The sequence below is a fragment of the Hymenobacter psychrophilus genome, from assembly GCF_900107135.1.
Classification (GTDB): Bacteria; Bacteroidota; Bacteroidia; order Cytophagales; family Hymenobacteraceae; genus Hymenobacter; species Hymenobacter psychrophilus.
The window spans coordinates 12613-38298 of sequence record NZ_FNOV01000008.1 but is presented as its reverse complement, the minus strand read 5'-3'; the positions used below and the strand labels follow the sequence as shown (position 1 = coordinate 38298).

The following is a 25686-nucleotide window of genomic DNA, read 5'->3' as shown; positions in this document are numbered from 1 at the left end:
CCGCTACCAGTGCGGGCTGAAAACCGGCGGCGCGTTTTGCCTGCTACCGTGCGCCCACCACCACCGGGGCCGGCTGCAGCCCTTCGGCCAGGCGCACAAGGCGCACCAATTCGGCCCGGTAGCCTTCGGGATCGAAGCGGCGGGCACCGTCGGCGAGGCGGGCGGTGGCCTCGTAGGTGGCGCTGCCGCGGTGCTCGCTCTGGCGCAGCAGCATGCCAAACTGGGCCACGGCGGCGGCAAAGCGCAGGTTTTCGCTGGCATCGGCCAGAGGCCGGGCCACGCCGGCCAGCGGCAGCGCCAGCAGGCGACTAGCGGTGCCGCGCGGCTCCTTGTAGCGCAGCTTCACCGTCAGCAGCTCGGCCGAGGCCAGGGCCGGGCGCGTGGCCGGAGCAGGCTGGTATTTAAGCGCATCGACGGTGGCCGGCGCGCCCACGGGCACTATTTCGTAGAGGGCCGTCACGGTGTGGCCCGAGCCCAGCTCACCGGCGTCTTTACGGTCGTTGTTGAAGTCTTCGGCGGCCAGCAGGCGGTTTTCGTAGCCCACGAGGCGGTATTCGCGCACCCGGGCCGGGTTGAATTCGACTTGCAGCTTTACATCCTGGGCCAGCGTAAACAGCGTGCCGCCGAACTGGCGCACGAGCACCCGGCGGGCCTCGTCGAGGTTGTCGAGGTAGGCGTAGTTGCCGTTGCCTTTGTCGGCCAGCAGCTCCATTTTCTGGTCCTGGTAGTTGCCGCGGCCCACGCCCAGCACCGTCAGGAAAACACCCGACTCGCGCTGCTGCACCACCAAGCGCTCCATGGCGCTGTCGCTCTGCTCGCCCACGTTGAAGTCGCCATCGGAGCAGATGATGACGCGGTTGTTGCCCTGCTGGTTGAAGTTCTGGCGGGCCACATCGTAGGCCAGGCGCAGGCCCGCGCCCCCGGCCGTGCTGCCGCCCGCACTCAGGTTGTCGATGGCCCGGCGGATAGTGGCTTTTTCGGAGCCGGCTGTGGGCGGCAGCACGGTGCCGGCCGCGCCGGCATACACTACCAGCGCCACTTTATCCTGGGGGCGCAACTCCTGCACCAGCAGTTTCAGGCCCTGCTGCACCAATCCCAGCCGGTCGGGGCCGTCCATCGAGCCCGACACATCGACCAGGAATACGAGGTTGGCGGGCGGAAGCTGGTTGGTAGCCACGCGGCGGGCCTGCAGGGCCACCTGCACCAGCTGGTGCTGCGGGTTCCAGGGGCACTGGGCCTGCTCGGTTAACACGCGAAACGGCTCGGCGGCCGTAGCGGCGGGCTGGGGGTAGTCATACTGGAAATAATTGAGCATTTCCTCGACCCGCACGGCCTCGGGTGGCGGCAGCTGGCCCTGCTGCAGGAAGCGGCGCACGTTGCTGTAGCTGGCGGCGTCCACATCAATGCTAAACGTGCTGAGCGGCTCCTTTTGGGCCACCCGGAAGCCGTTTTCGGCCACGCTGGCGTAGGTATCGCCCGCGCCGGGCTCGGGCCGGGGCTGCGGGATGTAAGCTGAAGAATACCCAGCCATATCAGCCACGGGAGACGCACTGGGGCGGGAACGTTGGGGGGCGCGGACTATCGCTGCCTTACCCACACTTACACCGGACACCCGCCCCTGCAGGGCGCTTTCCTGAATAGTTGCGGCACTATAGCTCACCGATTTAGTCTGACGCTCCGGTGCGTTACCCGTGACCACCACCTCGCTCAACTGCGCACTACTGACCTGCAATCCTACATCCACCACTTTTTGCCCGGTCAGCTTCAATTCTTTCGATACGAAGCCAATCGAATTGAACACCAGCACTTTGCCAGCCTGGGGCACTTCAATCTGATACGTGCCATTGGCCAGGGTGCTGACGCCGATGGAAGTACCCTTCACGAGCACCGTAACGCCGGGCAGGCCCTGGCCGCTAGTGCGGTCGGTTACGCGGCCGTTAACGGAGTAGGTGGCCGGTGCCACGGCAGCGGTTGGGGCCGGCTTGGGCTGGGCCATAGCGGAACCGGCGGGCAGCAGCCCGGTCACCAGCGCGAGATAGAGGAAGCAATGCATCAGCAGAAAGAATAGAAGGTGGAACCATCGCGAACCGGCCGGGTTCTGGGTAGCTGATGCACGGCCGACGCAGATTCCACACGGAGGCGAGAAAAAAGCTTTTAGCCGTTAGCTGATAGCTGTTCGCTCTTTTCTGAATGGCCGTCGGCTAACAGCTAATGGCTGATAGCTGCCGACAAGGGCTGTACCTTTACCTCGCTTATGTCCTCACTGCTTACCGATTCGCTCAACTTTCTTTCTAAAGCCACTCCTCGGCGCCTCTGGAACGGGGCCCAGGTGGTGGGTGGCTACCTGCTGAGCAAGGCCACGGGCAAGGCCCGGCACTGGGGGCTACCGGTGGCGCTCAGCTTCGAGCCCACCACCAGCTGCAACCTGCGCTGCCCCGAGTGCCCCAGTGGCCTGCGCTCCTTCACGCGGCCCACCGGTATGCTGCCCGACGCGCTGTTCCGCAAAACCATTGATGAGGTGGCCTCGCGGCTCTGGTACCTGATTTTCTACTTCCAGGGCGAGCCCTACCTGCACCCCAATTTTCTGGAGCTGGTGAAGTACGCGGCCGGCAAGGGCATTTACACCGCCACCAGCACCAACGCCCATTACCTCAACGACGACAACGCCCGCCGCACCGTCGAGTCGGGCCTCGACCGGCTCATCATCTCGCTCGACGGCACCACCCAGGAGGTGTACCAGCAGTACCGGGTAGGCGGCAAAATCGACAAGGTGCTGGAGGGTACCCGCAACGTGGTGAAGTGGCGTAAAGAGCTGAAGTCGAGCACGCCGCGCATTGTATTTCAGTTTCTGGTGGTGCGGCCCAATGAGCACCAGCTGGACGAGGCCCGCACGCTGGCCCGCGAGCTGGGCGTGGACGACGTGTGGTTTAAAACGGCCCAGATTTACGACCACCACAACGGCTCGCCCCTCATTCCGACCATCGACTATTACTCGCGCTACGAAAACCAGGGCGACGGCACCTGGAATCTAAAAAACAAGCTGCTCAACCACTGCTGGAAGATGTGGCACTCGTGCGTGATAACCTGGGACGGCCTCGTGGTGCCCTGCTGCTTCGATAAAGACGCCGAATACCGCCTCGGCGACCTGCAGACCCAGACCTTCCGCCAGCTCTGGCACGGCCCCAAGTACCGGCAGTTTCGCGCCTCGCTGCTCAAAGGCCGCGACCAGATTGAGATGTGCCGCAACTGCTCGGAAGGCACGAAAGTGTGGGGATAGGAAACAAGTACAATTTTTGCTCGCAGCAACCCGACAACAACTTGCCTTGTATTTTAGCACTATTTCATGTTTGGAGTAACAGATTTTCAACGAGCCTTTGAGCTTATTTCGGATAAGCTGACGCGCTGGACCCAGGCCCTGATTCTGCTGCTGCCCAATCTGCTTATCGCGCTGCTGATTCTGACGGTTACCTTCTTCGTCGCCAAGATGGTGCATCGGGTTATCGAGCGGCTGCTGCCCCGGGTATCGCCCAGCGTTACGCTCAATAGCCTGGTAGCCACTATTGTGCGCATGGGTGTGCTGCTTATTGGCCTGTTTTTCACGCTCGAAGTACTGCAGCTCGATAAAACCGTAACCTCCTTGCTGGCCGGTGTTGGTATCATTGGTCTGGCCCTGGGCTTTGCCTTTCAGGATATTGCGGCCAACTTTATCAGTGGCATTCTCATTGCCGTGCAGCGGCCCTTCACGGTGGGCGACGTTATCCAGACCGAAACCTATTTTGGTACTATCGAGCGAATCAATTTGCGCACGCTCGATCTGCGCCAGGTAACGGGCGAGCTGGTGCGCGTACCCAACCGCAAGGTCTTTGAAAGCTCGGTTATCAACTTCACCGAAACCACGCAGCGCCGGGTTGATGTGCCCTGCGGGGTTAGCTACGATGCTAATCTGGAGCAGGTAAGGGCAGTGGTGCTGGAATGCATGCGCGACTTTCCGGACATGCTTACGCAACGGCCGCTGGAGGTCATGTTCACCGAATTTGGCGAAAGCTCCATCAATTTCACCCTGCGCTTCTGGATCCCGTATCGCCGCCAGACCGATTATGTGAGTGCCAAGAGTGAGGCAATGTTGCGCATTAAGCGGGCCTTCGACCACGCCGGCATTTCCATTCCGTTCCCCATCCGCACCTTCGATATTTCGCCCGAATTACTCGATAAAATTGGCCAGCGGCTGGGCCGCCCGCCGCAACCAGAGCCAGAGCCAGAGCAATAGAAACTGCCCCCGCAACGACCATTCCGATGAAGCGGAAATGAGCGTTGCGGGGGCAGTTTTAGCTGCAGAGCAGTTAGCCGCTCTACTTGTGGTTCTTGTCGAGGTTTTTGCCCAGGTCCTCCACCGTTTTCAGGAACTCGTCGACGCTGGTGTCGCCGTAGGTACCGTAGGCCGTAGCAATGGTACCTTTCACGCCATCGGTGGTCTGGATGGCATAGAGAATCGACATATCATCGGGGTTGCTCTCGCCTTCGAAGCGGTAGAAATCGACGATGGTTACTTCGTCCGGCATGTAGCCGCGGGCGCTGTTATCGTCGGTGAGGGGAAAAAGCTTGCCATCGGTTACCCGAAAATCAGCCGTAAAGCCGTCGGCGTTCAGCTTGCTTTCTACATTCACGAGGCTACGTTCTTTTTCGTTGTCTTGCATGACCAGGGTAAGTTAGGTGTCGGAGAGAGAGGTACGGGAAAGAAATAGGAGGGGCCGCAAACGCGGCTGCCCCCGTGCCAGGCTATACGTAGCCGGCACGGGGGCAGGTTATGCCAAAGCCCGAAAAAGCAAGCGCGACCTTAGCCGCCAGCTTTCTGGCGCTGCGTGGCCAGGTCAATCGTGCGCTGAATCTGGTCCACATTGAAGCCCGAGCATGCCCCACCACAGCCTTTGGCGCAGCCACTCTGGCTTTTGTCGAAAGCCCGCCAAAAGATGCGCCCCACGTAAAAGGCCGCCCCGGCAAACAACAGTACGATGATGAGGTATTGAATCCACATAGTCATTAGAGCTTAGTGCTTCGTTGCCGGTGCTTAGAACTGGGCGTTATGATGACGAACAAAGCGCTGCTTGCGTTAAGATGAACCCGCACCAGCAGACAAAGTTCCTCGGGTTTAGAATGACCGTTTTTTTCCAGGCACTACGCACTCCTTGCCCAGAACTAACCCTTCCGCCACACCTGCCCAATCAGCTCCTGCATCTCGGCATGCACCAACCCGTTGCTGGCCAGCACCTCGCGGCCAAACAGCGGGTCGCCATCTTCCAGAAACTCCGTGACGCGGCCGCCGGCTTCGCGCACCAGCAGAATGCCGGCCGATACGTCGTAGGAGTTGAGGTTGAATTCGAAGAAGCCCTCGAAGCGGCCGGCGGCCACGTAGGCCAGGTCGGCGGCGGCCGAACCTACGCGGCGCACGCCGTGGGAGCCGCGCATGAAGGCCCCCAGCACCTTCAGGTAGTCATCCATGAGGCCGAAATCGGTGTAGGGGAAGCCGGTGGCGATGAGCGAGCTGTTGAGGTCGGGCACGTCGGAAACGTGGATGGGCTGCTCGTTGCAGAAGGCCCCGGCGCCCTTGGCCGCCCGGAAACACTCGTCGCGCACTACCTCGTACACCACGCCGGCCACCAGTTCCTGCCCCCGGATCAGGCCCACACTCACGCAGTACACCGGCAGGCCGTGCACGAAGTTGGTGGTACCATCGAGTGGGTCGATAATCCAGTTGTACTCCTCGGCCCGCACGGCCCCCTCGGTACCTTCCTCGGTGATGAAGCCGGCCTCGGGCAGCACCTCGCGCAGGCCGGCTACCAGCAGCTTCTCGGTTTCCTTATCCACATACGAAACCAGGTCGTGGACGCCTTTGCTCTCGATGTGGCTGCGGTTAAACGTAGCCGCCTCCTGGCGAATAAACTGCCCCGCGAAGCGCGTTACGGCCGCTAGTTGAAAGCTGATTTGGTTGTAATCCATGTGTGTAGTACGTAGTGCTTGGTTGGTAGTGCTTAACAGAACATCATGCTGCGCTTGTCGAAGCATCTCTACCGCTTCGTTGAACGACTGCCACGAATCAGTAGAGATGCTTCGACAGGCGCAGTATGACGTTCCTTATTTATTCTCACGCGGCCTCAGCCACCCACTTCCGTTCCACCACGGCCGCTACCACAGTGCCCAGCAGCAACAGCACGGCCAGCACCTGGCAGGCGGGGCCAATCAGCTCGCCGTGGCGGACGTAGAAGGTGAGCTCGGTGTTGAGGTGCACGGTGCCGCGCAACGCGGCCTGCACCCACCAGCCCGATTGCTGCGTGATTTCGCCTTTCTGGTTGATGAAGCCCGAAATGCCGGTGTTGGCCGAGCGGGCCACGTCGCGGCGGGTTTCGATGGCCCGGAGCGTGGCGTACTGCATATGCTGCTTGTGCCCCGGCGAGTCGCTCCACCAGCCGTCGTTGGTGATGATGCCAATGAGCGTGGCCCCCTTGTCCACGTAGTCGGCCACGAAATCACCGTACACCGACTCGTAGCAGATAACGGGCGCAACCCGCAGGGCTGGTTCGGCGGCGGCCGTAAACACGCTGCGTTCGGGCTGCGAGCCCAGCCCGCCGGCCGAGCCGCCCAAATCAATCACGAACATCGACAGCCAGGGCGGCACCCCCTCTACGCCCGGCACGAGGCGGCTTTTGTGGTAGAACGCGGCCGGATCGGTGGCCCGCCCCAGGTGCAGGGCCGCGTTGAAGAGGTCGTAGTAGCCCATATCATCCCGAAAGCGGGCGGTGGCGCTGGCCTGACCTTTGTCGGGGCCGTACTGGCCTACTGAAGTAAGGCCGGTTACCAGGTCGAGGCCCGGGTGCGTGGCCAGCCACTGCCGGAGCTGCACAATGCGCGGGTACGTTTCGATGGTGTTCTCGAAGTAGATTTCATCGAGACTGGTTTCGGGCCAGAGCACGAGCCGGGTTTGGGTCGTGAGTTGCTGCTCGGTCAGGGCCATCATCCGCGCCAGTTGCTGGTCGTAGGGCACAAAGTTGGGCGAGCTATCAAACTTCTCCAGAAACGGGTCGAGGTTGGGCTGCACCACTACTACTTCGGCGGCCGGGCCCTTCTGCTGGTAATTGCTGGCTATGTACTTGGACAGCAGAATAGGCAGCACCGCCACCAGCAGCGGCGCGACCAGCAGGCGCTGGCGCTGCACCCGGCCCAGGGCTGGGCCGGCGCTGCGCCATTGGCTGATGGCCTTGAATACCAGCAAGTTTACCAGCCAGATCCAGAGCGAGCCGCCCAGAAAGCCGGTGTACTCATACCACTGTACCAAGTAGTTGGCCGAGGCGAAACCGTTGCCGAGCGTGAGCCAGGGCCAGGTAAGAAACCAGTGCAGGTGCAACTGCTCGAAGGCAATCCAGTACACGGGCAGCGAGAGGTAGCCCAGCGTCGGGCCGAACCGTTTTTTGGTGTGGTAGAAGGCCGCCAGCGCCGCACTCATCATCAGGGCGTTGCAGATGACGGCCGCAATGCCGCCGCCCAGCGTGCTGAAGCTCACCCAATACGTGGTAAACAGGTTCCAGAGCACCAGCGTGAGGTAGCCGTAGCGCCACACTTTCCAGCCGCTGGCTCCGGCCTGGGTCAGGCGCTGCTCCAGCAGCAGGTAGGGCACCCAGGCTACCAGCAGCAGCAGCGCCAGCGGAGCGGGGTTTACCGGCCAGCCGGCCCACAGCAGCCCGGCGCTCAGCAGCGCCAACAGGCTCGGCACCCAGTAAGCCAGGCCCCTGGGGTGGGTAGCAGCCGTGGCAGGCTCGGGCAGGGTGAGGTTATTCGGCATCGTCGTCGTCAGTCTGGTCGTCGTGGTCGTCGTACTTTTTGTAGCGTTCGGCTTTGGCAGGGCGCTCGTAGGGGCGGCCCTGCACCACCAGCACAATTTCGCCTTTAATAGACGGCCGGGCGGCGAAGTTCTGGGCCAACTCGGCCAGCGGGGCCGTTACGGTTTCCTCGAACAGCTTGGTCAGCTCGCGGCTTACCGAGGCGAGGCGCCCGGGCCCCAGCACTTCGGCCAGCTGCTCCAGCGTCTTCACAATCCGGTGCGGCGACTCGTAGAAAATCATGGTGCGGGTTTCCGGCACCAGCTCCTGCAGGCGCGTCTGGCGGCCCTTTTTCACCGGCAGAAACCCCTCGAACGTAAACCGCTCGGCCCCGAAGCCCGACTTGAGCAGCGCCGGCACCAGGGCCGTAGCGCCCGGCAGGCACTCAACTTTGAAACCCCGCGCCAGACACTCGCGCACCAGCAGGAAACCGGGGTCGGAGATGCCCGGCGTGCCGGCATCGGATACCAAGGCCATGGTTTCGCCCTTGGCCAGCCGCTCCAGCAGCCGCGGCACCTGTTGGTGCTCGTTGTGCAGGTGGTAGCTGAGGAGGGGCTTTTTCAGCTCCAGATGCTGCAGCAGCCGCCCGCTGGTGCGGGTATCCTCGGCCAGCACCAAATCCACCTCGCCCAGTATCCGAATGGCCCGCAAGGTGATATCCTCCAGGTTGCCGATGGGCGTGGGCACAAGGTAGAGCAGCGTAGGCGTAGGTTCCGACATAGCCGCAAAGGTATCGCTTAGTGATTAGTGCTTAGTGATTAGTGATTAATAGTGGAACATCACTAAGCACTAATCACTAACCACTAACCACTAAGCAGCTTCCTCCCCGCCGTATTCGGCGGCCAGCGTATCGATGGCGGCGGCCAGCTTTCGGTCTTTGTCGGTGATGGTGTTGCCCGCGTCGTGGGTGCGCAGGCGGAAGCTGACGGTGTTGTACTCGTTGCTCCACCAGGGGTGGTGGTTCTGGAATTCAGCTTCCTCGGCCACGTCGCTCATGAAGCTGAAGGCTACTTTAAAGTCTTTAAAGCGGAAGGCGTTGCAGAAGGTATTGTCTTGTTCGATCCACATAGCGGGTTGGGGTGAAGGGGCAAAGGGGGAGTTCAAAGCTAAACCCAAACCCGCAAACCAGAGTACACTTTATCAAACGCTCTCCCATCCACCTCAACCCGCAACACTATGGCTATTGATCCCAACGACCGCCCCGTGCGCGTCATCAACGACGATACTTCGGACCAGGAAATGAAGGCCGGCCACATTGTGCCCGGCGCCGACCCACCCAAAAACGAGGACGCCCGCGGTGGCTTCGGTAACCGCGACGGCAAGCAGGGCTTTGGCACCGACAGCGCCGATGGCATTACGGCCGTGTCGATGAACCAGAACGCGGACAAGACCGCCCCGCCGCACGACAACATGCGCACCACCGAGGAAGGCCGCCCCTACCGCCCGAACCAGGATATGCCGGCCGAACGCAACCTCACGCAGGAGCCCCGACGCCCCGTTGATGAGCTCGATGGCGACGACGCCCGCAAAGGCCCCGACGAGATGGAAAACCCCGACTCGCGCGTAGGAATGGGCCAGATGGAGGCTAACCCGCCTTCCAACGCCAAACTAGCCAGCGAAGGCACCAACGCCGACCTGACCGACTACGACGCCAAAGACACGGCCATCGACCAATAGTTTTGTTCAGCACCAGCTGAAAAGCTACCCGTGAAAGGCCGTCGTTTTTCTGCTGACGACCAATAACTCACCTTTAAACCGCTCTACCATGTCTGATAAAAGCAACCAACAGTCGCCGGAACATAGCGGCGACCCGGCCGGCCAGGGCCAGCGCCAGGCTGATCCGAACAGCAAGCCTCTCGCCACTGGCGACGGCCAGAAGGACCTTGCCGATGAGTACACCGAAGATGGGCTGGACGAAATTCCGCCCCACCTCGTCAATAACCCTAACCGTAACTACGACAAGCCTGATATCGACAAGCCCCCTTACAGCTAGGCCGTTGATAAGTAGTTGAAAACCAGACGAGCATTCAGATAACTGGGTGCTCGTTTGGTTTTCGGCAAGTTCCTGCTGTTGTGTTTTCCAGGCAGCAGTAGGTGCCTCTTCATGTAACAGAATACATCCGCTGTTCAGTTGAAAAGCTAGCGGCTACCAGTTAAAAGCGCAGGAATATGGCCCGCTACGCCCTTACCGACATTCACGGCTGCCTCCTGACGCTACGCGAGCTACTGGAAACCCAGCTCCGGGTATCCCCCACCGACGAGCTGTATTTTCTGGGCGACTACGTGAACAAGGGCCCCGATAGCCGTGGCGTACTCGACTACCTGATGGCGCTGCCCGGCCAGGTATACAGCGTAGTCTGTCTGCGTGGCAACCACGACCAGGAGTTGCTCGATGCCGCCGAGGGCCATACCGGCCGCAGTTGGGTTACGGAGCCGGAACGCCTGCTGACCCTTCGCAGCTTCGGTATTGACCGCCCCGAGGAGTTGCCCCTGCGTTACCGGCGCTGGCTGCACGAACTGCCTTACCAGTTTGATATCGAGGGCTGGACGCTGACGCACGCCGGCTACGACTTTCGCCAGCCCGCCGCCACCATGCGCCACGACTGGCACAGCATGCTAAATACCAAGGAGTTTGCGTTTGATGCCGCGCGGCTGCATGGCCGCCGGCTGATGCATGGCCACGTGCCCACGCCCTACGCCGAAGTGCGGCGGCACCTCGCTCACCAGCCCGGTGCCATTTGCCTCGACACCGGCTGCGTGTACCGTCACAACCCCGAGCTACGCCACCTGGCCGCCTTCAACCTCGACACTAATGAGCTGATTTTGCAGCCCAATATGGAGCCGGAATATCCGATTGCGAAGCGCTGAAGGTGAAGGGTAGCAAGTCGGTGCTTCCCTCTTCTAACCGTGCCTTTACTTAGTCCTTCATGGCGCCGGAGCGCAGAACGCGGCGGGCAGCTTGCTGGTAAGGGTTTTTTACGTCGTTGGACACGGCGCGCAATGTGTTGCGGGCGGCACTGGTTTGCTGGTTGCGCCAGTAGGCCATGCCCAGGTGGTAACGGGCCCGGCCCGCCAGCGGCGAGCCGGGTTGCGTGGCGGCCCGCCGCAAAAATGGCTGTGCGGCCTGAATCTGTTCGGGGCCGTCCTGGCTGAGCAGGAAGATACCGTGGTAGTAAGTGAGCGTATCCTGGCCGATGGCGGTGGCCGGAATGCGGCTCAGCGTTTGGAGAGCCGGCTGGTATTGTCCTTCGCGGTAGTAGCGCATGGCTTCGGCCAGCAGCGGCCGCTGGTTGTCGCGCAGCACCGAATCGGGCAGGCCGGCTTCAGGCTCGTAGTAACGGGCCCACTCGGTGGCAGCCGAAGGCGCCACGGGGCGCCAGAGCAGCCACAGCGCCAGCAGCGCCAACAGGGCCGCCGCCACGCCCATCCCCCAACGCTGCTGCTGCTGGCGCTGGCGCCGCCGCACCCGCGAAAGGGCCAGCTGGCGCTGATCAAGGCGCTGGTCGAGGGCCAGCAGGCGCTGGTACAAGGTTTCGTGGCCCGCTACCCAGCGCAGGTCGGCCGTAAGCTGCTCGTACTGCTGGTAAGCCTGGTAAAGGGCGGGGTCGGTTTCAAGCCGGCTTTCGAAAGCTTCCTGCTCGGCGGCACTCAGCTGGCCATCGGCAAAGCGTTCCAGCTCTTCCAGGTAGGGGCGCAGGTCGGGGGCGGGCAGGGGCATAGAGGCAGAAATAGCAGCAGACAGGTGAAATTGGAAGCGGACACGCCGGAGCTAAGCTACGCAGAAGCCCGGTGCAAGCAGGCTAAGCGGCAGCGCGCAGGCGCAATTCGTATAGCTTGCGCAGGCAGGCCGATTTCTGCATCCGGGCCACGTTGGCGTTGGCAAAACCCATCTTGCCGGCCATTTTCTCGAAGTGGTAGCCCCGAAAATAAAAATACATCAGCATCTTCTGGCAGTCGAGGCCCAGGGTGCGGAACAGGGCCAGCAGGCGCTGGCGCCGCCCGTCCTCATGGGCCGGCAGCCGCGCGGTAGTGCGGGCAGCCCGCACCTGCTCGTCGGCCAAGCCATACACATACGCCCGCACGTTGTCGGGCAGCATAGTGAGGCGGCCGTCGGCTACCTGATCGTAGAACTCGACCAGCACGGTGCGTAGCAGCTCGTGGGCGGCCACGGGTTCCAGCTGATGCTGACGCCGCGCCCAGCGCGCAAACAGCGTCCGGTTCTGCTCGTAGAACTGCACCAGAAACGACTGATTGCCTACGCGAAGACTCGTCAGGACTTCGGCAAGTTGCTGGGGTGTATCCATAGGAAGGACAAGGTAAGGCGAATGAGTGAATGAGCGAGGTAGTGCAAGGTTGAGTTCTCGTTCGGCAGGCTTGATGGCCGTACTTGCGCCGTTGCCCCTGCCGGATAGCAAACTTGCCATTTCATCGTCTCATTCACTCATTCGCCTTACCTTTGAAGATATGGAAACTCAAGCCCGCATCCTCGCCCCCGATACTGCCATTTTCGACCTCATCAAGCAGGAGAAAGCCCGGCAAACCCACGGAATTGAACTCATTGCTTCCGAAAATTACGTTTCGGAGCAGGTGATGCGGGCCCAGGGCTCCATCCTGACCAACAAGTACGCCGAGGGCCTGCCCGGCAAGCGCTACTACGGCGGCTGCGAAATCGTGGACCAGATCGAGCAACTGGCCATCGACCGGGCCAAGGAGCTGTTTGGCGTGCAGTGGGTGAATGTGCAGCCGCACTCCGGCGCCCAGGCCAACGCGGCCGTTATGCTGGCCATCCTCAACCCCGGCGACAAAATTCTGGGCTTCGACCTGAGCCACGGGGGCCACCTCACGCACGGCTCGCCGGTCAACTTCTCGGGCAAACTCTACCAGCCCAGCTTTTATGGGGTAGACAAGGAAACCGGCCTCATCGACTTTCAGAAAGTGAAGGAAACGGCCCGCCGCGAAAAGCCCAAGCTCATCATCTGCGGCGCCTCGGCCTACTCGCGCGACTGGGACTACCAGGCCCTGCGCGAAGCCGCCGACGAAGTGGGCGCGCTGCTGCTGGCCGATATTTCGCACCCCTCGGGCCTGATTGCCAAGGGCTTGCTCAACAATCCCTTCGACCACTGCCACATCGTAACCACCACCACCCACAAAACCCTGCGCGGCCCCCGTGGCGGCCTGATTATGATGGGCCAGGATTTCGAAAACCCCTTCGGCCTGAAGACGCCCAAGGGCGAAACCCGCATGATGTCGGCTTTGCTCGACTCGGGCGTGTTTCCCGGCACCCAGGGCGGCCCCCTGGAGCACGTTATCGGGGCCAAGGCCGTGGCCTTTGGCGAGGCCCTCACCGACACGTATGCCGACTACACCCGCCAGGTAATTGCCAATGCTCAGGCGCTGGCCGGCGCCTTTGTGGAGCGCGGCTACCAGCTGATTTCCGGTGGCACCGACAACCACCTGATGCTAATTGACCTACGCAGCAAGGGCCTGACCGGCAAGCTGGCCGAAAACACGCTCGTGAAGGCCGATATCACCATCAACAAAAACATGGTGCCTTTCGACGATAAGTCGCCCTTCGTGACGTCGGGCATGCGCATTGGCTCGGCCGCCGTAACCACGCGCGGCCTGCTCGAACCCGATATGGTGCGCATCGTGGAGTTTATCGACGAGGCCCTGACCCACAACGCCGACGATACCCGCCTGGCCAAAGTGCGCGGCGAAATCAACGAGTGGATGCAGCAGTACCCGCTCTTCGCCTAGCCGAACGCGTGAGTTGGTGACGCACTAACATCCCGACAGCTTATAATTCCGTTAGTTCTCACTCATTCACCGGCTCCCTCATTCACCGAGTCGCTCATCCACCGATTCACTCCTTCCTTCAGTGTCTGCAACTCAACCCATGCTGGGCGACCAGCAGGAAATGTCGTTTATCGACCACCTAGAGGCGCTGCGCTGGCACGTTATCCGGGCGGCCATTGCCGTGGTGGTATTTGCCACCGGCGCATTCTTTGCCAAAGATTTTCTGTTCCACGACCTGATGCTGGGCCCTTCGCGGTCCGACTTCTGGACCTATCAAATGTCGTGCAAGCTGGCGGCGTGGCTGGGTGCGCCCGGTTTGTGCATTGATAAAATCGGGTTCGTGATTCAGAACCGCGAGATGAGCGGGCAGCTGACCATGCACATCAGCACGAGCTTTATCGTGGGCATCGTGCTGGGCTTTCCGTACCTGTTCTGGGAGCTGTGGCGCTTTATCGAGCCGGGCCTCTACCCACACGAGCGGCAGAACTCGCGCGGCGCGGTGTTTTTCGTGTCGGTGCTCTTTGTTCTGGGTCTGCTGTTCGGCTACTACATTGCCGCGCCCATGAGCATCCAGTTCCTGGCCGGCTACGTGGTCGATGCCAGCATCGAGAACCAGATCGACATGCAGAGCTACCTGAGCACGCTCACCACCATGAGCCTCTCATGTGCCTTCGTGTTTGAGCTACCGATGATTGTGTTTTTCCTGGCCAAAGCGGGTCTGATTACGCCCGAAATCATGCGCGTGTACCGCAAGCACGCCATTGTGGTCGTGCTCGTTATTGCCGCCATCATCACCCCGCCCGAAGTCACGTCGCAAATCATCGTTACCATCCCCATTATTCTGCTCTACGAGTTGAGCATCAATATTGCCCGGGTTGTAGCGCGCAACCGCACTGCCTCCCTCAACGCCCAGCTGGCCGAGAATAAAGGCGTAGCGGAGTAACGCTTTTTGAGACTTAGCGGGAACCGAGCTGTCATCCTGAGCGGAGCGAAGGACCTCATACCACTCGGACTACCTTGTATTACAAGGTCCTTCGCTCCGCTCAGGATGACAACTCGGTTCCCGCTAATCACCCCACTAACTCTCTCACCCCATGAAACTAGCAATCGGCTCCGACCACGCGGGCTTCGACTACAAGCAAATGTTGCTGCAGTGGCTACGCGACAATGGCTACGAGGTGCAGGATTTTGGCACCGATTCGGCCGATTCGGTGGACTACCCTGACTATGTGCACCCGTTGGCGACGGCCGTGGAAAACGGGGAGTTTGAGTTGGGGCTGTTGCTGTGCGGCTCGGCCAATGGCGTTTGCATTACGGCCAACAAGCACCAAGGCATCCGGGCGGCCATTGCCTGGGAGCCCGAGCTGGCTACGCTGGCCCGCCAGCACAACAACGCCAACGTTATCTGCATCCCGGCCCGCTTCGTGAGCGATGAAACTGCCCGGGCCATTGCCAGCCAGTTTCTCAACACCGCCTTCGAAGGTGGCCGCCACCAAACCCGGGTGAGCAAGATTGCAGCTGCGTAAACCGCTCAATGTTTGCGGGCTGTTAGTGCGAGGCGTGCAAAGCCTAAAGCTAGTATGCGCCGCTGGCACATTCTTTTGATACATACACCTTGTACAAGCAGCAAGCCCCTGATATCCGTGCTGATGTCAGGGGCTTGCTGCTTGTACAAGGCTTTGTGCAGGGCGAAAGAAAAGTTGCCGTGGTTTCAACTGGCAATGAATCAGCGGCTCGCCCGTCGCTAGAACCGCTCGAAGTGGCTGCTGACGGCGCGTAAGCCAGCGGGCGTGCAGAGGCCGCGCACGTAGGGCGCAAAAATATTGTGGTATACCACCGGCAGGTCTGATTCGTCGGGCGGGAAGAATTGCTCGTTGACCACGAGGCTAAACTGCGCCAAAATAATGTGGGCAATCAGGCCGGCATCAAGGCTGGCCCGGAGCTGGCCCTGGTCGATGCCGCCCTGTAGCAGCCGCACCAGCAACGGACGAGTATAGTGGTGCAGTTGCTCGTCGATAAGCTGCCACGCCTGCGGAAACTGCGTCCGCATGATGTGATAATCGTAGTGGGAGGCCTGGCGCAGCTCGTTCATACTGTAGCGGAGCAGTCCTACCAGGCACTCGGCGGGCGTATCGAGGTTGGCGAACAGCTCGGCGTGCTCCTGGCGCTGGCGGGCCAGATTGCTTTCGATTACGGCATATAGCAGGCTTTCCTTCGAGCAAAAGATCTGCCGGAATTCGTCGGGCGTATAGTCGAGAAAAGCCGCCAGCTGTTCTTCGTGGGGCAGGCGCACTCCTACCTGCCGAAATAGGGAAGCAGCGCGCTCAATAAGTTTCTGACGTACAAGTTGCTCCATAGTAAGTAGATGAAGGCGACAGAGAGAAATTTGACTGGCGCCGTGCACCCTCAGAGCAACATCCCCAGGCTAAAGAAAAACAGCAACTGCACCAGATACACAAAAGGCGCCAACGCATTGCGCTTACTGAATTCGACCCGGTTGAAATACACCTGAAAAATCAGGCTCACTACAAACCAGCCCTTAAAATTGAGCAACGGAATAACATCGTACTGCCAGCTCCAGAAGTCGTAATGCACGGCCACCGGCTCAATGCAAACATCAAGCCCAACCATCAGCAGGGCGGCGGCCACGGCCCGCACAAAGCCCGGCACCGGCAGGTAGGTAGCCAGAATACCCGCCGAGTAGGTCACAATAATCCAGTTGATGCCAATGATTAAGGGAACGTCCAGCCACTTGAAGCCCAGTGAGGCCCCGTATTCATAGTTCCCGAATAACAGGCCCGTACGAATTCCCACCACTTCGACGAAGAAGCCAGCAACGGCAATTACCGCGCAAAAACCCCAAAACGCCGGCGTGCGCCGGGCCTGGAAGGACAGCAGCAGCCCCACCGTGAGCAGCAGCGTGAGGGGCATGAAGCGCAGGAAAAACTCGGGGCTCTCGGAGAAAGCCAGCCCCGCGAAGCCCGTAACGTGAAACAGTAGCAGCACGCCCTGGGCCCAGCGCAACCGCCGTTGTAGCTGTTCGGTGCGGGCCTCAGCTACCGCAACTGCCGCCGGATGTTGTTGGGTGAATTCGGGCATATGGGTGAATTAGTAATTAGCAACTCGTCATGAAACAGGGCGGCTCCAACGTCGGACGAAGGATTGGTAATACCCGGGCTTCAATTATTAATTCCTAATTCTCAATTACTAATTAAATCAGAAACAATACGGGCCGAGAGCAGGCAGAGTGGGATACCACCACCCGGATGCACCGAACCACCGCAAAAGTACAGCCCTTTCAGCCGGCGCGAAAAATTGGGGTGGCGCAGAAAAGCGGCCAGCGCGTTGTTGCTGGAACTGCCGTAGAGCGCCCCGCCAAACGAGGAAGTGCGGGCCGCAATGCCCGGCGGGTCCCACACATGCTCGGCCCAGATCAGTGGCCCGATATCAGTGCCCAACGCGCGGTTTACGCGCCTGATGACGGCCGCCCGGGTCTGGGCCACCAGCGCGGGCCAGTCCTGGCCCTGGTCGTGAGGCACGTTCACCATCACAAACCAGTTTTCGTGGCCCTCGGGCGCATCGGTGGGCGTGTGGCCGCTGGTGATGTTGACGTACACCGTGGGGTCGGAACTGACGGTTTGCTCCTGGAAAATGGCCTCGAACTCGCGCTTATAATCCTCGGAGAAGAAGATATTGTGCACGCCCAGCTCGGAAAATCGGCGGGCTATACCCCAGTAAAAAATAAGCGCCGACGACGAGCGGGGCTGGCTGAGCGTGCGCTCGGGGGCCGGTTGGGTGGGCAGCAGGTGACGGTAGGTGGGCACCACGTCCATGTTGCTCACCACCTGCCCGAAGGGGTAGGTATCCTGGTCGGTGCGCAGGCCGGTTACGCGGCCGTTTTCGGTGGTTATTTCGCGCACCGGCTCGTTGTAGCGGAACTCCACGCCCAGCTCCTCGGCCAGCCGCACCAGGCTTTGGGCAATGGCATAAATGCCGCCTTCGGGGTAGAAAGCCCCAATGCCGTGCTCCAGGTGCGGAATCATGCTCAGCGTGGCCGGGGCCTGGTAGGGGTCGGAGCCGTTGTAAGTGGCGAACCGGTCGAAGAGCTGTACCAGACGCGGGTCGGAAAACGCGGCCTCGTGGCGCTGGTGCATGGTGCTGGTGAGGCCCAGCTGGGGCAGGGCGGCCAGGGCCTTCAGCACCTCGGGGCTGAGGTAGGTGCCGGCTTTGTGCAGGCTTTTCTGCAGAAACGTGCCCGCCGTGGCGTCGTAGGCCCGGCCGCTGCGGGCCAGAAACGCCAGCACGTCGGCGGCCGGCACGTTCAGCTTCTCCTCTACTTCGCGGGCAAATTTCTTCTCATCAGCCCAGGCTGTAACCCGGGTACCGTCGGCAAAAAAATACTCAGTAATCGGGTCGAGGCGCTGGTAGCGGAAGTAGTCGGCGGGCCGGCGGCCGGCCAGCCGGAACAGCTCATCCACCAAGTGCGGCAGCGTGAAGAGCGAGGGGCCGCCATCGAAACGGTAGCCGCCGGGCAGCTCCAGCTGGTGCATTTTACCGCCAAAGCTTTCCTGGGCCTCGAATACGACCACGCGGTGCCCGGCCACGGCCAGGCGCACGGCCGTGGCAATGCCACCAATTCCGGCCCCGATGATGGCAGTGGATGGAATCATTGTTTTTGGAGCTTTTAGCTATTAGCTGATGGCTGTTAGCTTTCTTGTGCTGGCTGAATTCGCATTTCCGAAAAAGCAGCCGGAGTACGCTGCCCGAAAGCAACCCACCTGCAAACCTGCTACGGCTCGTTCGGTTTAAGCCCGGCCACTTTCCTGCGAAAACTACAGGAAAGCAGCCCCGAGGCGACCGTACAGTGTCAGCACGAAAGCTAACGGCTAACAGCTATAAGCTAACAGCTCTCAAAAAACCTACTCCACGGCCAGCACCAGGCCCTTCAGGTAAGCGCCTTCGGGATGGAAGAGGCTGACGGGGTGGTCGGCGGGCTGGGTGAGGCGGTGCAGGATGCGGGCGGGGCGGCCGGCCTCGATGGCGGCGGCCAGCACCGCCCCCTCGAACAGCTCGGGCGACACTACCTGCGAGCAGCTGAAAGTGAACAGCAGGCCGCCGGGCGCAATCTGGCTGATACCGGCCGCGTTGAGGCGCTTGTAGCCCATCAGGGCGTTGTGGCGGGCCGAGAGGTGCTTGGCGAAGGCGGGCGGGTCGAGCACAATGAGGTCGTACTTTTCGTCGCGGTGCTGCTTCATGAAGCTGAACACGTCCTCGGCGAAGGCCTCGTGCTTGTGGGCCAGGCCGGTGAGGGCGGCGTTGCGCTCGGTCAGCTCGATGGCCCGCTTGCTCGAATCGACGGAGTGGACCAGCTCGGCGCCGGCCTGCAGGGCATAACTGCTGAAGCCGCCGGTGTAGCAGAACGTGTTGAGCACCCGGCGGCCGGGCGCGTAGCGGGCCAGCAGGCTGCGGTTGTCGCGCTGGTCGATGAAGAAGCCGGTTTTCTGGCCCGTTTCCCAGTCCACGGCAAACGGATGGCCGTTTTCGTGCACAAGGTGCTCCTGGCCGCTGCTTTCGCCCAGCAGGTAGCCGTTCTGGGCGCCCGGCGCGGCCTTGGCGGGCACAGTCTCGGCGCTCTTATCGTAGATGGCCCGCAGGCCCGGAATCACGGCCTGCAAAGCGGCGGCAATCAGCGGGCGCGACTGGTACATGCCCGCGCTGTGGGTTTGCACCACGGCCGTGTCGCCGTACACGTCGATGATGAGGCCCGGCACGCCGTCGCCCTCGGCGTGGGTGAGGCGGTACACATCGGTGTTGCCGGTGCCGGTGAGGCCCAGGCCCTGGCGCAGCTGGTAGGCGTTGCGCAGGCGGTTTTCCCAGAACACAGCATCGGGCAGCTGTGCATCGGGGCCGAAATCGAGCAGGCGCACGGCAATCGAGCCGGGGGCGTAGTGGCCTACGCCCAGCACTTCGCCATTGGCCGCCCGCACCGTTACTGGGGTTCCTTCCGTCACTTCACCCTCCATGCGGCCAATGGCCCCCGAAAACACCCAGGGGTGGCGGCGGCGTAGCGACTGATCTTTTCCGGGTTTGAGCGTAATGGTGGCGGCAGACATGGCAACAGGAAGTAGCAAATGAAGCCGCAAAGATACGGCGGCCCTACCGGAACGGGTCGAGGTAAGCCACCAGTACCGCCAGCGCCGACAGGCCCAGCAGTATGGCCCACACCGGCCCACCCCAAATCAGCAGGCCAATAAGTGAAATTGGCCCCACTATCAGGCCCAGCACGCCCAGCACCGTGGTGCCCAACCCCACTTCGGCCGTGGCCTGCGCCCCATCGGTAGCACCGCGCCGGGCGGGTCGCGCTACGGCCGCGTACGCCTTCCGGACCGGGGAAGAAAGCTGTTGGGCCAGCCGCGACGGAACTGCCAACGCGGCCGGGCGGGTGGACCGCCGCAGCGGCTGCAGCGGCTGCAGCGGCTGCAGTGGCAGCGGCGACAGTGGCCCTGGGGTGGCCGCCACAGCCACCGGCACGGGAGCAACAGCCGGTAGTGGCTGGGCCGGGGCAGTTGGTTGGGGCGCGCTGGCAACCGTGGGCCCGGGCCGGAACTGATAGGCCGACTGGGTACTACGGCAGCCAGTGGCCGCCACCAGCAGCCCTGCGGCAACAGCGCACGAGAAGAGAAGGCGACGGGCGGGAGCAGTAAAAAAGAGCATGGGCATTGGGCTGAGAGGCGGCAAGATACGCGGCTTGCCGGGCCCTATACGGCAACCGGCCCAATGGCGTCGCCCAACACAACGGTTATTCGGCAGCGGGCCGCCCGAACCAGCGCCGGTAGATGGGCTGCCGCCAGGCAAACTGTGCCCATACAGCCGGCCACAGCAGGCGGTCGAGCAGCGGCGAAGCGGTGCGGTATTCCAGGTCCTCCACAATATACGTACCGCCGCCGGGCGCGGGCTGCAGCAGGTGTCGGTGCTGCCAGTAGCGCAGCGGCGCGGGCAGCTTATCACCTTCATCCACAAAATAATAGGCACCGTTGGCCGTGATGCCGTGGTCGGTGATGAGCGAAGTCCAGCGCTGGCGCAGCGGGCCGGCGCCCAGCTCCAGGTGCACCTCGTCGCCGCGGCGGCAGCCATCGAAGCGCAGCAGCTTAAACGGCGGAAACGGCGGGGCCAGGGCCAGAAATAACTCGCGGGTGAAGCCCTCCCAGACTTCGGCGGGCGCGGCGGCAACGTGGGTACGCAGGTACAGGTTCATGCCAGGCTAACTCCCGGATTGGGGCGCGGGTTTTGGGAGGCAGGTCGTTAGGACTAACAAAGAGTGATTTGTCAGTCGCCTACAGCTTCTTGTCGAAGCGGCCGTTCGTTATCTTTATCGTGTCGCAGCCGGGCTTGTAGAGCGTGAAGTCAAACGTGCCTGAGATGATGCCCGCTTGTAGGTCTAGGCGGGTTATCATAAGGCTGCCTCGGCGGTAAAACTGTGGATATCTATCATGATAATCACAACCACTTTTTCTATCATTTAGAGTAGCAGTCGAATTCACCTTATTGTCGTTTGCTAAATCATGTGTTCCAATCTGAGTTAACCCTCGAGCATATAAAATAATGTATTGTTGGTCTTTATCACTGTTTTGGTTGCCGCTTGGGTAGCGATACGTGCGTAAGTCAAATGTCCCCCCATTATAAGTTGGGTCATAAGACACGCTGTAATTTGACGTGCCGTTGAAGCCGCTTGGAGTCCAGGGCTGGCCGTTGAGCAGGCAGCCGAAAGTATTGGCGCCGGTCTGGGTGGCGGGCGGCAGCAGGCTTTCGGGCGCGGGGGCCGGGCCCTGGTCTTTCTTGTGGCACTGGCTCAGGCCCAGCAGGGCCGCCAGCAGTAGGGTTGCGTATTTCATAGCAGCGAATGGGAAAAGGCGGAAAAAGACGCGGGGATGAATCAATCTGAGAGAGGGAGCGATAAGGCCCCAGCCGGTAGCGGATGAAGATATATTGCAAGTAAGCTATAGGCTTGTCAGGCCATATACAAGTGCCTGTATCAAAGAATTTTGTTTCCGACTCCTTGCCGCAACACGGGCCGGCTGCCGGGGGCGGCGGCCTGGACCGTGGCCATGCGGCTGTCCACTTCTTGCAGCGTCGGCAGCAGCGAAATGTACTGGCCGGTGGGGTCGGCCAGGCGGGCGCTCATCATGGTGGCGTACAGCAGCCGGAACGAGGTGGGAACGAGGCGACGGCGGCCGGTGAGCGGGCCGTTGAAAGTACCGGGAAGCCAAGGCCCATAAAGAAAGCCCCCGCCGCTACCAGACCAACGAAGGCCGAAGTAGAAACAGGAGCTAAACTGAGGACGAAAGGTGGCAGAGCGCCGTAGCGTAAGGGTTTCCGCCGCGGCTAAAACTCCAGCTTCAGGCCCAGGGCCAGCGTGGCAATGTCGCGTAGCGAAAGGGCCCGGCGGTTCTGGTAGTAGCTGATGGCGTACAGGTCGTTGGTGGCCAGCTCGTAATAGGCCGTGAGGCGGCGGGCCCGGCCGCTGGCGGCGTCCGGCAACGCGTAGCTCAGGCTACTGCCCAGCACCGGCCCCACGCGCATGGTGCGCGACCACCAGTAGTAATCGTCGGGGTACTGGCCATCTTCGCCCACATTGCGCACCCCGAAGGTATAGCTACCGTACACGCCCACCGCCAGCGGCGTGAGGGCCAGTCCAGAGCCGCCCAGCGGCAGTTCCCAGGGCGCATATTTCAGTTTTAGCGAGGCAATCGTGAGGGCCGTACCGGCGTGGCGGGCCGGCACGTAACCCAGCAGCCCATCAAAGTCGAGGTGGCGGTGGGCGAAGCTCAGGCCCCCTCCCACGCTCAGCATCCCCACGCCACCGCCGGTTTGCAGCAGCAGGTGGCGCGGCCGGTAAACGGCTGCGCGTTGCGGGGCCGGCCGTAGCAGGCCCAAAACAGGCGGGGCTGCTACGGATACAGCAGCCGAATCGGAGCCAGTGGGGCTGCTGGTGGCAGGCGTGGCCGCCGCAGCCGGGGTGGCTAACAGCGCCGCCAGAAGGAGAGTCGGGACCATTAGAAGTTGATTTGTTTGAGCCGGAACTGCTTGTCGCCCCACACCGTCACGAGGATGTAGCGCCGCTTCTCAAAGGCATAAGAGTTGACGTAGGTAACCCCATCGTTGAAGGGCTGAGTCACGCCGTAGTCGTGGCGGTGGCCGTTCATTTCGAATACCAGGCTAGGCGTTTCGCGCAGGGTTCCCGCGTAGGCGTCGCGCAGGGTCGGGTCGAAATCCCCATCCTGGGGCGGTACATGGCTGATAACCACCGAGCGACGGGCCCCGCCCAGGTCGGCCAGCTGCCCCTGCAGCCACGGCACATCGGGCACCCGGCCATTGAAGTTGTACTCGCGGCTGTTCGTGTCAATCAGCACAAACTTCGTGTCGCCGAACACAAAGGAGTAGTTCAGGGGGCCGAAAATTTCCTGGTAGGCGTCGCGGCCGTTGGCTACGTGGTCGTGGTTGCCGATGACGGTTAGGTAGGGCACTTTCAGCTGGCGTAGCTCATTATCCACCCAGCGCATCTCGCGGCCCAGCCCGAAGTCAGAAATATCGCCGCTTACCAGCATAAACTGGATGCCGGGCTGCTGATTGACACTCTTTACCAGGTCCTGCGCATCATCATAAAAACGTTGCGAGTCGCCGCTGAATACGAAGCGCAGCGTATCGCCGGGCGGTAGCGGGGCAGCGGCCAGGCGGGCCAGGTTTTTGGCCGTCAGATCTTTCTGGTCGGCGGGGGCGCGGTGGTCGTTGGGGCTATACTCCACCAACTCGCAGGCGCTCAATCCGGTAGCCAGCGCCCCGATAAGTGCCGTCCGCAAAAAGGCAGAGGAAAAAGAAGAAAACATGCTGCTCGATTTATATGCTTCGCGGGCAGCAACAGAAGGTCGTTGCTGAACGGGCAATACCTAATACCGTGCAAAAAGGCGGTTTGTTGACCCCAGAGTCACGCCTGAGCTCCAGCACAGCGCACCCAAGGCGCCGCGTTTCCAACCAGAAGTCCCTTTAGAAGAAGCTGACCGGAAAAACCAAAGCGGCAGACAATCTGAAGAAAATCTGAGTTTCCGGCAAAAATTTTCAGTACAAACTCATTCCGTTACCGGTGACCGGTCTGCTGGCTCCATTTTCTGCGGCCGGTACCAGCCGCATCAGGGTCGCGAACGAGCCGCTTTGGAGGCCGCCAAAACTGCGCAGCCACCAGAATACAGGAGGAACCGAGGCCCGCACACATAGCCAGACCGGTGAAAAATTACTCATTATGAGCACACTAACCCGATGGCTCAGCGCGTGCGTTGCTGCCTTCGCGCAGGTGCCACTCTTGTTGCCAGCTACAGACTGCGCCGGGCTTGGCAGGAAAGATGTTTATTGCCAAACTTTTTGGCTTTGTGCCGCATTTCTTAGTTTTCTCCTCTCTGATTTTACTGCCGGGCATGGCCAAGATCAAAACGTTGTATTTCTGCCAGAACTGCGGGGCGCAGTCGGCCAAATGGATTGGCCGCTGCCCCAGCTGCGGCGAGTGGAACACCTACGTGGAAGAAGTGATCGAGAAAACCGACCCCAACACGGCCGCCAACGCCTGGAAGGCCTCCTCTTCGGTCGGTACCACCTCTAAAGCCGCCAAGCCCAAGCCGCTGGGCGAGATTATTTACGAGGAGGAATCGCGCCTCAACACCCACGACGACGAGCTGAACCGGGTGCTGGGCGGCGGACTGGTGCCCGGCTCGCTGGTGCTCATCGGCGGCGAGCCGGGCATCGGCAAAAGCACGCTCATGCTCCAGATTGCCATGCAGCTCGACGGCCTGAAGATTCTGTATGTGAGCGGCGAGGAGAGCGAGCAGCAGATAAAGATGCGGGCCGAGCGCCTGGGCCGCCAGCAACCCGGCCTCTACATCCTCACCGAAACCAACACCCAGAATATCTTCCGCCAGATCGACCAGCTCCAGCCTAACGTGGTCGTGGTCGACTCCATCCAGACGCTGCACAGTACGCTGGTTGAGTCGGGTGCGGGTTCGGTGAGCCAAGTGCGCGAGTGTACCACCGAGTTGCTCAAATACGCCAAGGACACGGGCGTGCCGGTGCTGCTCATCGGCCACATCACCAAAGACGGCTCCATTGCGGGCCCCAAAATTCTGGAGCACATGGTGGATACCGTGTTGCAGTTTGAGGGCGACCGGCACCTGACTTACCGCATCCTACGCACCATCAAAAACCGCTTCGGCTCGACTTCGGAATTGGGTATTTACGAGATGCAGGGCGCGGGGCTGCGGCAGGTGAGCAACCCAAGCGAAATCCTGCTCAGCCAGCGAACCGAAATCCTGAGCGGGCTGGCCATTGGGGCCACCGTGGAGGGCAACCGGCCGCTGCTGGTAGAGGTGCAAGCCCTGGTAACGCCGGCCACCTACGGCACGCCCCAGCGCTCGGCCACCGGCTTCGACGGCAAGCGCCTGCAAATGCTGCTGGCCGTGCTGGAGAAGCGTAGCGGCCTGCGCCTGGGCCAGCACGACGTGTTTCTGAACATTGCCGGGGGCCTGCGCCTCGAAGACCCGGCCTTGGACTTAGCCGTGTGCGCGGCCGTGGTTAGCTCGCTGAATGACGTGCCCATTCGGGGCGAAATCTGCCTGGCAGCGGAAGTAGGGCTGAGCGGTGAAATCCGGGCGGTGAGCCGCCTCGACCAACGTTTAAGCGAAGCCGAGAAGCTGGGTTTTGCGGAAATGTACATTTCGCAGTTTAATGCCAAGGGGGTTGATCTGGCCCGCTACGGTATCAGGGTACACCCCGCCGGCCGCCTTGATGAGGTACTGACGGGCTTGTTTGGCTGAGTTAGCCAGCTAAGGGGTCGCTATAATTTATGGCAGCTGCAACAACTACTGCCGTTATAAAATCCTATCTTTTCCGGAACTGATGCCGCCCCGTGCAGCAAGCGTATAAAACTTTGTCTCTTTTGCCTGAACCGCCGAAAAAACTGCTGGTTCTTGTTGGTCGTTGT

28 protein-coding genes are annotated in these 25686 nt (G+C 61.3%); 9 read left to right on the top strand and 19 right to left on the bottom strand.

Going from position 1 to position 25686, the window contains the following annotated elements; all coding sequences use genetic code 11:
* Positions 1-43 precede the first annotated feature (43 nt).
* A complete protein-coding gene (locus tag BLW21_RS12960) occupies positions 44-2053 on the bottom strand; it encodes a vWA domain-containing protein (protein WP_092740688.1) in 2010 nt (669 codons plus the stop codon).
* Between the two features lie 201 nt (positions 2054-2254).
* Between BLW21_RS12960 and BLW21_RS12955 the strand changes: the two genes are divergently transcribed.
* Complete coding sequence (locus tag BLW21_RS12955) at positions 2255-3277, top strand: SPASM domain-containing protein (protein WP_092740686.1); 1023 nt, start codon at positions 2255-2257, stop codon at positions 3275-3277.
* 66 nt (positions 3278-3343) lie between these two features.
* Positions 3344-4267 carry a mechanosensitive ion channel family protein gene (locus BLW21_RS12950; RefSeq protein WP_092740684.1) on the top strand — a complete coding sequence of 308 codons (924 nt, stop codon included), beginning with the start codon at positions 3344-3346 and terminating at the stop codon, positions 4265-4267.
* An 82-nt stretch (positions 4268-4349) separates the two neighbouring features.
* Here the strand turns inward: BLW21_RS12950 and BLW21_RS12945 are convergent, their stop codons facing one another.
* From BLW21_RS12945 to BLW21_RS12920, 6 genes are all read right to left on the bottom strand, one after another.
* A complete protein-coding gene (locus tag BLW21_RS12945; protein WP_092740682.1) occupies positions 4350-4694 on the bottom strand; it encodes a hypothetical protein in 345 nt (114 codons plus the stop codon).
* Positions 4695-4834: 140 nt separating this feature from the next.
* The gene (locus BLW21_RS12940) at positions 4835-5032 is read right to left on the bottom strand and encodes a FeoB-associated Cys-rich membrane protein (RefSeq protein WP_092740680.1); all 198 of its coding nucleotides are present in this window, start codon (positions 5030-5032) and stop codon (positions 4835-4837) included.
* A 161-nt stretch (positions 5033-5193) separates the two neighbouring features.
* A complete protein-coding gene (locus BLW21_RS12935) occupies positions 5194-5994 on the bottom strand; it encodes an inositol monophosphatase family protein (RefSeq protein WP_092740678.1) in 801 nt (266 codons plus the stop codon).
* 145 nt (positions 5995-6139) lie between these two features.
* A complete protein-coding gene (gene lnt / locus BLW21_RS12930) occupies positions 6140-7831 on the bottom strand; it encodes an apolipoprotein N-acyltransferase (protein ID WP_092740676.1) in 1692 nt (563 codons plus the stop codon).
* Positions 7821-8588: a 16S rRNA (cytidine(1402)-2'-O)-methyltransferase gene (gene rsmI, locus BLW21_RS12925; protein WP_092740674.1), complete on the bottom strand. Its 768-nt coding sequence runs from the start codon at positions 8586-8588 to the stop codon at positions 7821-7823. The genes lnt and rsmI overlap by 11 nt, the downstream gene beginning before the upstream one ends.
* Before the next feature lie 90 nt (positions 8589-8678).
* Positions 8679-8936: a 4a-hydroxytetrahydrobiopterin dehydratase gene (locus tag BLW21_RS12920; protein ID WP_092740672.1), complete on the bottom strand. Its 258-nt coding sequence runs from the start codon at positions 8934-8936 to the stop codon at positions 8679-8681.
* Positions 8937-9044: 108 nt separating this feature from the next.
* Between BLW21_RS12920 and BLW21_RS12915 the strand changes: the two genes are divergently transcribed.
* The 3 genes from BLW21_RS12915 to BLW21_RS12905 all read left to right on the top strand — a co-directional run bounded on the left by BLW21_RS12915 (position 9045) and on the right by BLW21_RS12905 (position 10736).
* Positions 9045-9545: a hypothetical protein gene (locus BLW21_RS12915; protein WP_092740670.1), complete on the top strand. Its 501-nt coding sequence runs from the start codon at positions 9045-9047 to the stop codon at positions 9543-9545.
* Between the two features lie 88 nt (positions 9546-9633).
* A complete protein-coding gene (locus tag BLW21_RS12910) occupies positions 9634-9861 on the top strand; it encodes a hypothetical protein (RefSeq protein ID WP_092740668.1) in 228 nt (75 codons plus the stop codon).
* Positions 9862-10037: 176 nt separating this feature from the next.
* On the top strand, positions 10038-10736 hold the full coding sequence (locus tag BLW21_RS12905) for a metallophosphoesterase (RefSeq protein WP_092740666.1): 699 nt from the start codon (positions 10038-10040) through the stop codon (positions 10734-10736).
* Positions 10737-10785: 49 nt separating this feature from the next.
* Here the strand turns inward: BLW21_RS12905 and BLW21_RS21545 are convergent, their stop codons facing one another.
* Together BLW21_RS21545 and BLW21_RS12895 are read right to left on the bottom strand one after the other, a co-directional pair.
* Positions 10786-11586, bottom strand: a complete 801-nt coding sequence (locus BLW21_RS21545) for a hypothetical protein (RefSeq protein WP_092740664.1) — start codon at positions 11584-11586, stop codon at positions 10786-10788.
* A gap of 82 nt (positions 11587-11668) precedes the next feature.
* Complete coding sequence (locus BLW21_RS12895; protein WP_092740662.1) at positions 11669-12172, bottom strand: hypothetical protein; 504 nt, start codon at positions 12170-12172, stop codon at positions 11669-11671.
* A gap of 160 nt (positions 12173-12332) precedes the next feature.
* Between BLW21_RS12895 and BLW21_RS12890 the strand changes: the two genes are divergently transcribed.
* From BLW21_RS12890 to rpiB, 3 genes are all read left to right on the top strand, one after another.
* A complete protein-coding gene (locus BLW21_RS12890; protein ID WP_092740660.1) occupies positions 12333-13625 on the top strand; it encodes a serine hydroxymethyltransferase in 1293 nt (430 codons plus the stop codon).
* A gap of 121 nt (positions 13626-13746) precedes the next feature.
* The gene (tatC, locus tag BLW21_RS12885) at positions 13747-14607 is read left to right on the top strand and encodes a twin-arginine translocase subunit TatC (protein WP_317040236.1); all 861 of its coding nucleotides are present in this window, start codon (positions 13747-13749) and stop codon (positions 14605-14607) included.
* A 151-nt stretch (positions 14608-14758) separates the two neighbouring features.
* Positions 14759-15190: a ribose 5-phosphate isomerase B gene (gene rpiB, locus BLW21_RS12880; RefSeq protein WP_092740656.1), complete on the top strand. Its 432-nt coding sequence runs from the start codon at positions 14759-14761 to the stop codon at positions 15188-15190.
* Between the two features lie 218 nt (positions 15191-15408).
* Here the strand turns inward: rpiB and BLW21_RS12875 are convergent, their stop codons facing one another.
* The 10 genes from BLW21_RS12875 to BLW21_RS12835 all read right to left on the bottom strand — a co-directional run bounded on the left by BLW21_RS12875 (position 15409) and on the right by BLW21_RS12835 (position 23548).
* Positions 15409-16020, bottom strand: a complete 612-nt coding sequence (locus tag BLW21_RS12875; RefSeq protein WP_092740654.1) for a TetR family transcriptional regulator C-terminal domain-containing protein — start codon at positions 16018-16020, stop codon at positions 15409-15411.
* Positions 16021-16070: 50 nt separating this feature from the next.
* A complete protein-coding gene (locus BLW21_RS12870) occupies positions 16071-16763 on the bottom strand; it encodes a carotenoid biosynthesis protein (protein ID WP_092740652.1) in 693 nt (230 codons plus the stop codon).
* Between the two features lie 101 nt (positions 16764-16864).
* On the bottom strand, positions 16865-18331 hold the full coding sequence (gene crtD, locus BLW21_RS12865; protein ID WP_092741054.1) for a 1-hydroxycarotenoid 3,4-desaturase CrtD: 1467 nt from the start codon (positions 18329-18331) through the stop codon (positions 16865-16867).
* Positions 18332-18583: 252 nt separating this feature from the next.
* Positions 18584-19777 carry a class I SAM-dependent rRNA methyltransferase gene (locus BLW21_RS12860; protein ID WP_092740650.1) on the bottom strand — a complete coding sequence of 398 codons (1194 nt, stop codon included), beginning with the start codon at positions 19775-19777 and terminating at the stop codon, positions 18584-18586.
* A gap of 43 nt (positions 19778-19820) precedes the next feature.
* Positions 19821-20378, bottom strand: coding sequence for a hypothetical protein (locus BLW21_RS12855; protein WP_139255205.1), 558 nt, complete (start codon positions 20376-20378; stop codon positions 19821-19823).
* 85 nt (positions 20379-20463) lie between these two features.
* A complete protein-coding gene (locus BLW21_RS12850) occupies positions 20464-20919 on the bottom strand; it encodes an SRPBCC family protein (RefSeq protein ID WP_092740646.1) in 456 nt (151 codons plus the stop codon).
* A gap of 79 nt (positions 20920-20998) precedes the next feature.
* Positions 20999-21556 carry a Riean_0653 family protein gene (locus tag BLW21_RS12845; RefSeq protein ID WP_092740644.1) on the bottom strand — a complete coding sequence of 186 codons (558 nt, stop codon included), beginning with the start codon at positions 21554-21556 and terminating at the stop codon, positions 20999-21001.
* Positions 21557-21696: 140 nt separating this feature from the next.
* Positions 21697-21849: a hypothetical protein gene (locus tag BLW21_RS21540; protein WP_175470958.1), complete on the bottom strand. Its 153-nt coding sequence runs from the start codon at positions 21847-21849 to the stop codon at positions 21697-21699.
* Positions 21850-22046: 197 nt separating this feature from the next.
* Positions 22047-22718 (bottom strand): hypothetical protein, encoded by a 672-nt coding sequence (locus BLW21_RS12840; RefSeq protein WP_092740642.1) that lies wholly within the window; start codon positions 22716-22718, stop codon positions 22047-22049.
* Positions 22718-23548, bottom strand: a complete 831-nt coding sequence (locus tag BLW21_RS12835) for a metallophosphoesterase family protein (RefSeq protein WP_092740640.1) — start codon at positions 23546-23548, stop codon at positions 22718-22720. The genes BLW21_RS12840 and BLW21_RS12835 overlap by 1 nt, the downstream gene beginning before the upstream one ends.
* A gap of 582 nt (positions 23549-24130) precedes the next feature.
* Here BLW21_RS12835 and radA point away from each other — a divergent pair.
* Positions 24131-25519, top strand: coding sequence for a DNA repair protein RadA (gene radA, locus BLW21_RS12830; protein WP_092741052.1), 1389 nt, complete (start codon positions 24131-24133; stop codon positions 25517-25519).
* Positions 25520-25686: the final 167 nt, after the last annotated feature.

What these genes read in the sequence shown, in the direction of transcription:
- BLW21_RS12960 (WP_092740688.1), bottom strand. Translation starts at nt 2,053, where the DNA reads ATGCATTGCTTCCTCTATCTCGCGCTGGTGACCGGGCTGCTGCCCGCC.
- BLW21_RS12895 (WP_092740662.1), bottom strand. Translation starts at nt 12,172, where the DNA reads ATGGATACACCCCAGCAACTTGCCGAAGTCCTGACGAGTCTTCGCGTA.
- BLW21_RS12845 (WP_092740644.1), bottom strand. Translation starts at nt 21,556, where the DNA reads ATGAAATACGCAACCCTACTGCTGGCGGCCCTGCTGGGCCTGAGCCAG.
- BLW21_RS12955 (WP_092740686.1), top strand. Translation starts at nt 2,255, where the DNA reads ATGTCCTCACTGCTTACCGATTCGCTCAACTTTCTTTCTAAAGCCACT.
- BLW21_RS12950 (WP_092740684.1), top strand. Translation starts at nt 3,344, where the DNA reads ATGTTTGGAGTAACAGATTTTCAACGAGCCTTTGAGCTTATTTCGGAT.
- BLW21_RS12935 (WP_092740678.1), bottom strand. Translation starts at nt 5,994, where the DNA reads ATGGATTACAACCAAATCAGCTTTCAACTAGCGGCCGTAACGCGCTTC.
- BLW21_RS12875 (WP_092740654.1), bottom strand. Translation starts at nt 16,020, where the DNA reads ATGGAGCAACTTGTACGTCAGAAACTTATTGAGCGCGCTGCTTCCCTA.
- radA (WP_092741052.1), top strand. Translation starts at nt 24,131, where the DNA reads ATGGCCAAGATCAAAACGTTGTATTTCTGCCAGAACTGCGGGGCGCAG.
- BLW21_RS12850 (WP_092740646.1), bottom strand. Translation starts at nt 20,919, where the DNA reads ATGAACCTGTACCTGCGTACCCACGTTGCCGCCGCGCCCGCCGAAGTC.
- BLW21_RS12920 (WP_092740672.1), bottom strand. Translation starts at nt 8,936, where the DNA reads ATGTGGATCGAACAAGACAATACCTTCTGCAACGCCTTCCGCTTTAAA.
- rpiB (WP_092740656.1), top strand. Translation starts at nt 14,759, where the DNA reads ATGAAACTAGCAATCGGCTCCGACCACGCGGGCTTCGACTACAAGCAA.
- BLW21_RS12835 (WP_092740640.1), bottom strand. Translation starts at nt 23,548, where the DNA reads ATGTTTTCTTCTTTTTCCTCTGCCTTTTTGCGGACGGCACTTATCGGG.
- BLW21_RS12870 (WP_092740652.1), bottom strand. Translation starts at nt 16,763, where the DNA reads ATGCCCGAATTCACCCAACAACATCCGGCGGCAGTTGCGGTAGCTGAG.
- rsmI (WP_092740674.1), bottom strand. Translation starts at nt 8,588, where the DNA reads ATGTCGGAACCTACGCCTACGCTGCTCTACCTTGTGCCCACGCCCATC.
- BLW21_RS12860 (WP_092740650.1), bottom strand. Translation starts at nt 19,777, where the DNA reads ATGTCTGCCGCCACCATTACGCTCAAACCCGGAAAAGATCAGTCGCTA.
- BLW21_RS12945 (WP_092740682.1), bottom strand. Translation starts at nt 4,694, where the DNA reads ATGCAAGACAACGAAAAAGAACGTAGCCTCGTGAATGTAGAAAGCAAG.
- BLW21_RS12910 (WP_092740668.1), top strand. Translation starts at nt 9,634, where the DNA reads ATGTCTGATAAAAGCAACCAACAGTCGCCGGAACATAGCGGCGACCCG.
- BLW21_RS12890 (WP_092740660.1), top strand. Translation starts at nt 12,333, where the DNA reads ATGGAAACTCAAGCCCGCATCCTCGCCCCCGATACTGCCATTTTCGAC.
- BLW21_RS12855 (WP_139255205.1), bottom strand. Translation starts at nt 20,378, where the DNA reads ATGCTCTTTTTTACTGCTCCCGCCCGTCGCCTTCTCTTCTCGTGCGCT.
- BLW21_RS12905 (WP_092740666.1), top strand. Translation starts at nt 10,038, where the DNA reads ATGGCCCGCTACGCCCTTACCGACATTCACGGCTGCCTCCTGACGCTA.
- BLW21_RS12915 (WP_092740670.1), top strand. Translation starts at nt 9,045, where the DNA reads ATGGCTATTGATCCCAACGACCGCCCCGTGCGCGTCATCAACGACGAT.
- BLW21_RS21540 (WP_175470958.1), bottom strand. Translation starts at nt 21,849, where the DNA reads ATGATGAGCGCCCGCCTGGCCGACCCCACCGGCCAGTACATTTCGCTG.
- BLW21_RS21545 (WP_092740664.1), bottom strand. Translation starts at nt 11,586, where the DNA reads ATGCCCCTGCCCGCCCCCGACCTGCGCCCCTACCTGGAAGAGCTGGAA.
- BLW21_RS12940 (WP_092740680.1), bottom strand. Translation starts at nt 5,032, where the DNA reads ATGTGGATTCAATACCTCATCATCGTACTGTTGTTTGCCGGGGCGGCC.
- lnt (WP_092740676.1), bottom strand. Translation starts at nt 7,831, where the DNA reads ATGCCGAATAACCTCACCCTGCCCGAGCCTGCCACGGCTGCTACCCAC.
- BLW21_RS12840 (WP_092740642.1), bottom strand. Translation starts at nt 22,718, where the DNA reads ATGGTCCCGACTCTCCTTCTGGCGGCGCTGTTAGCCACCCCGGCTGCG.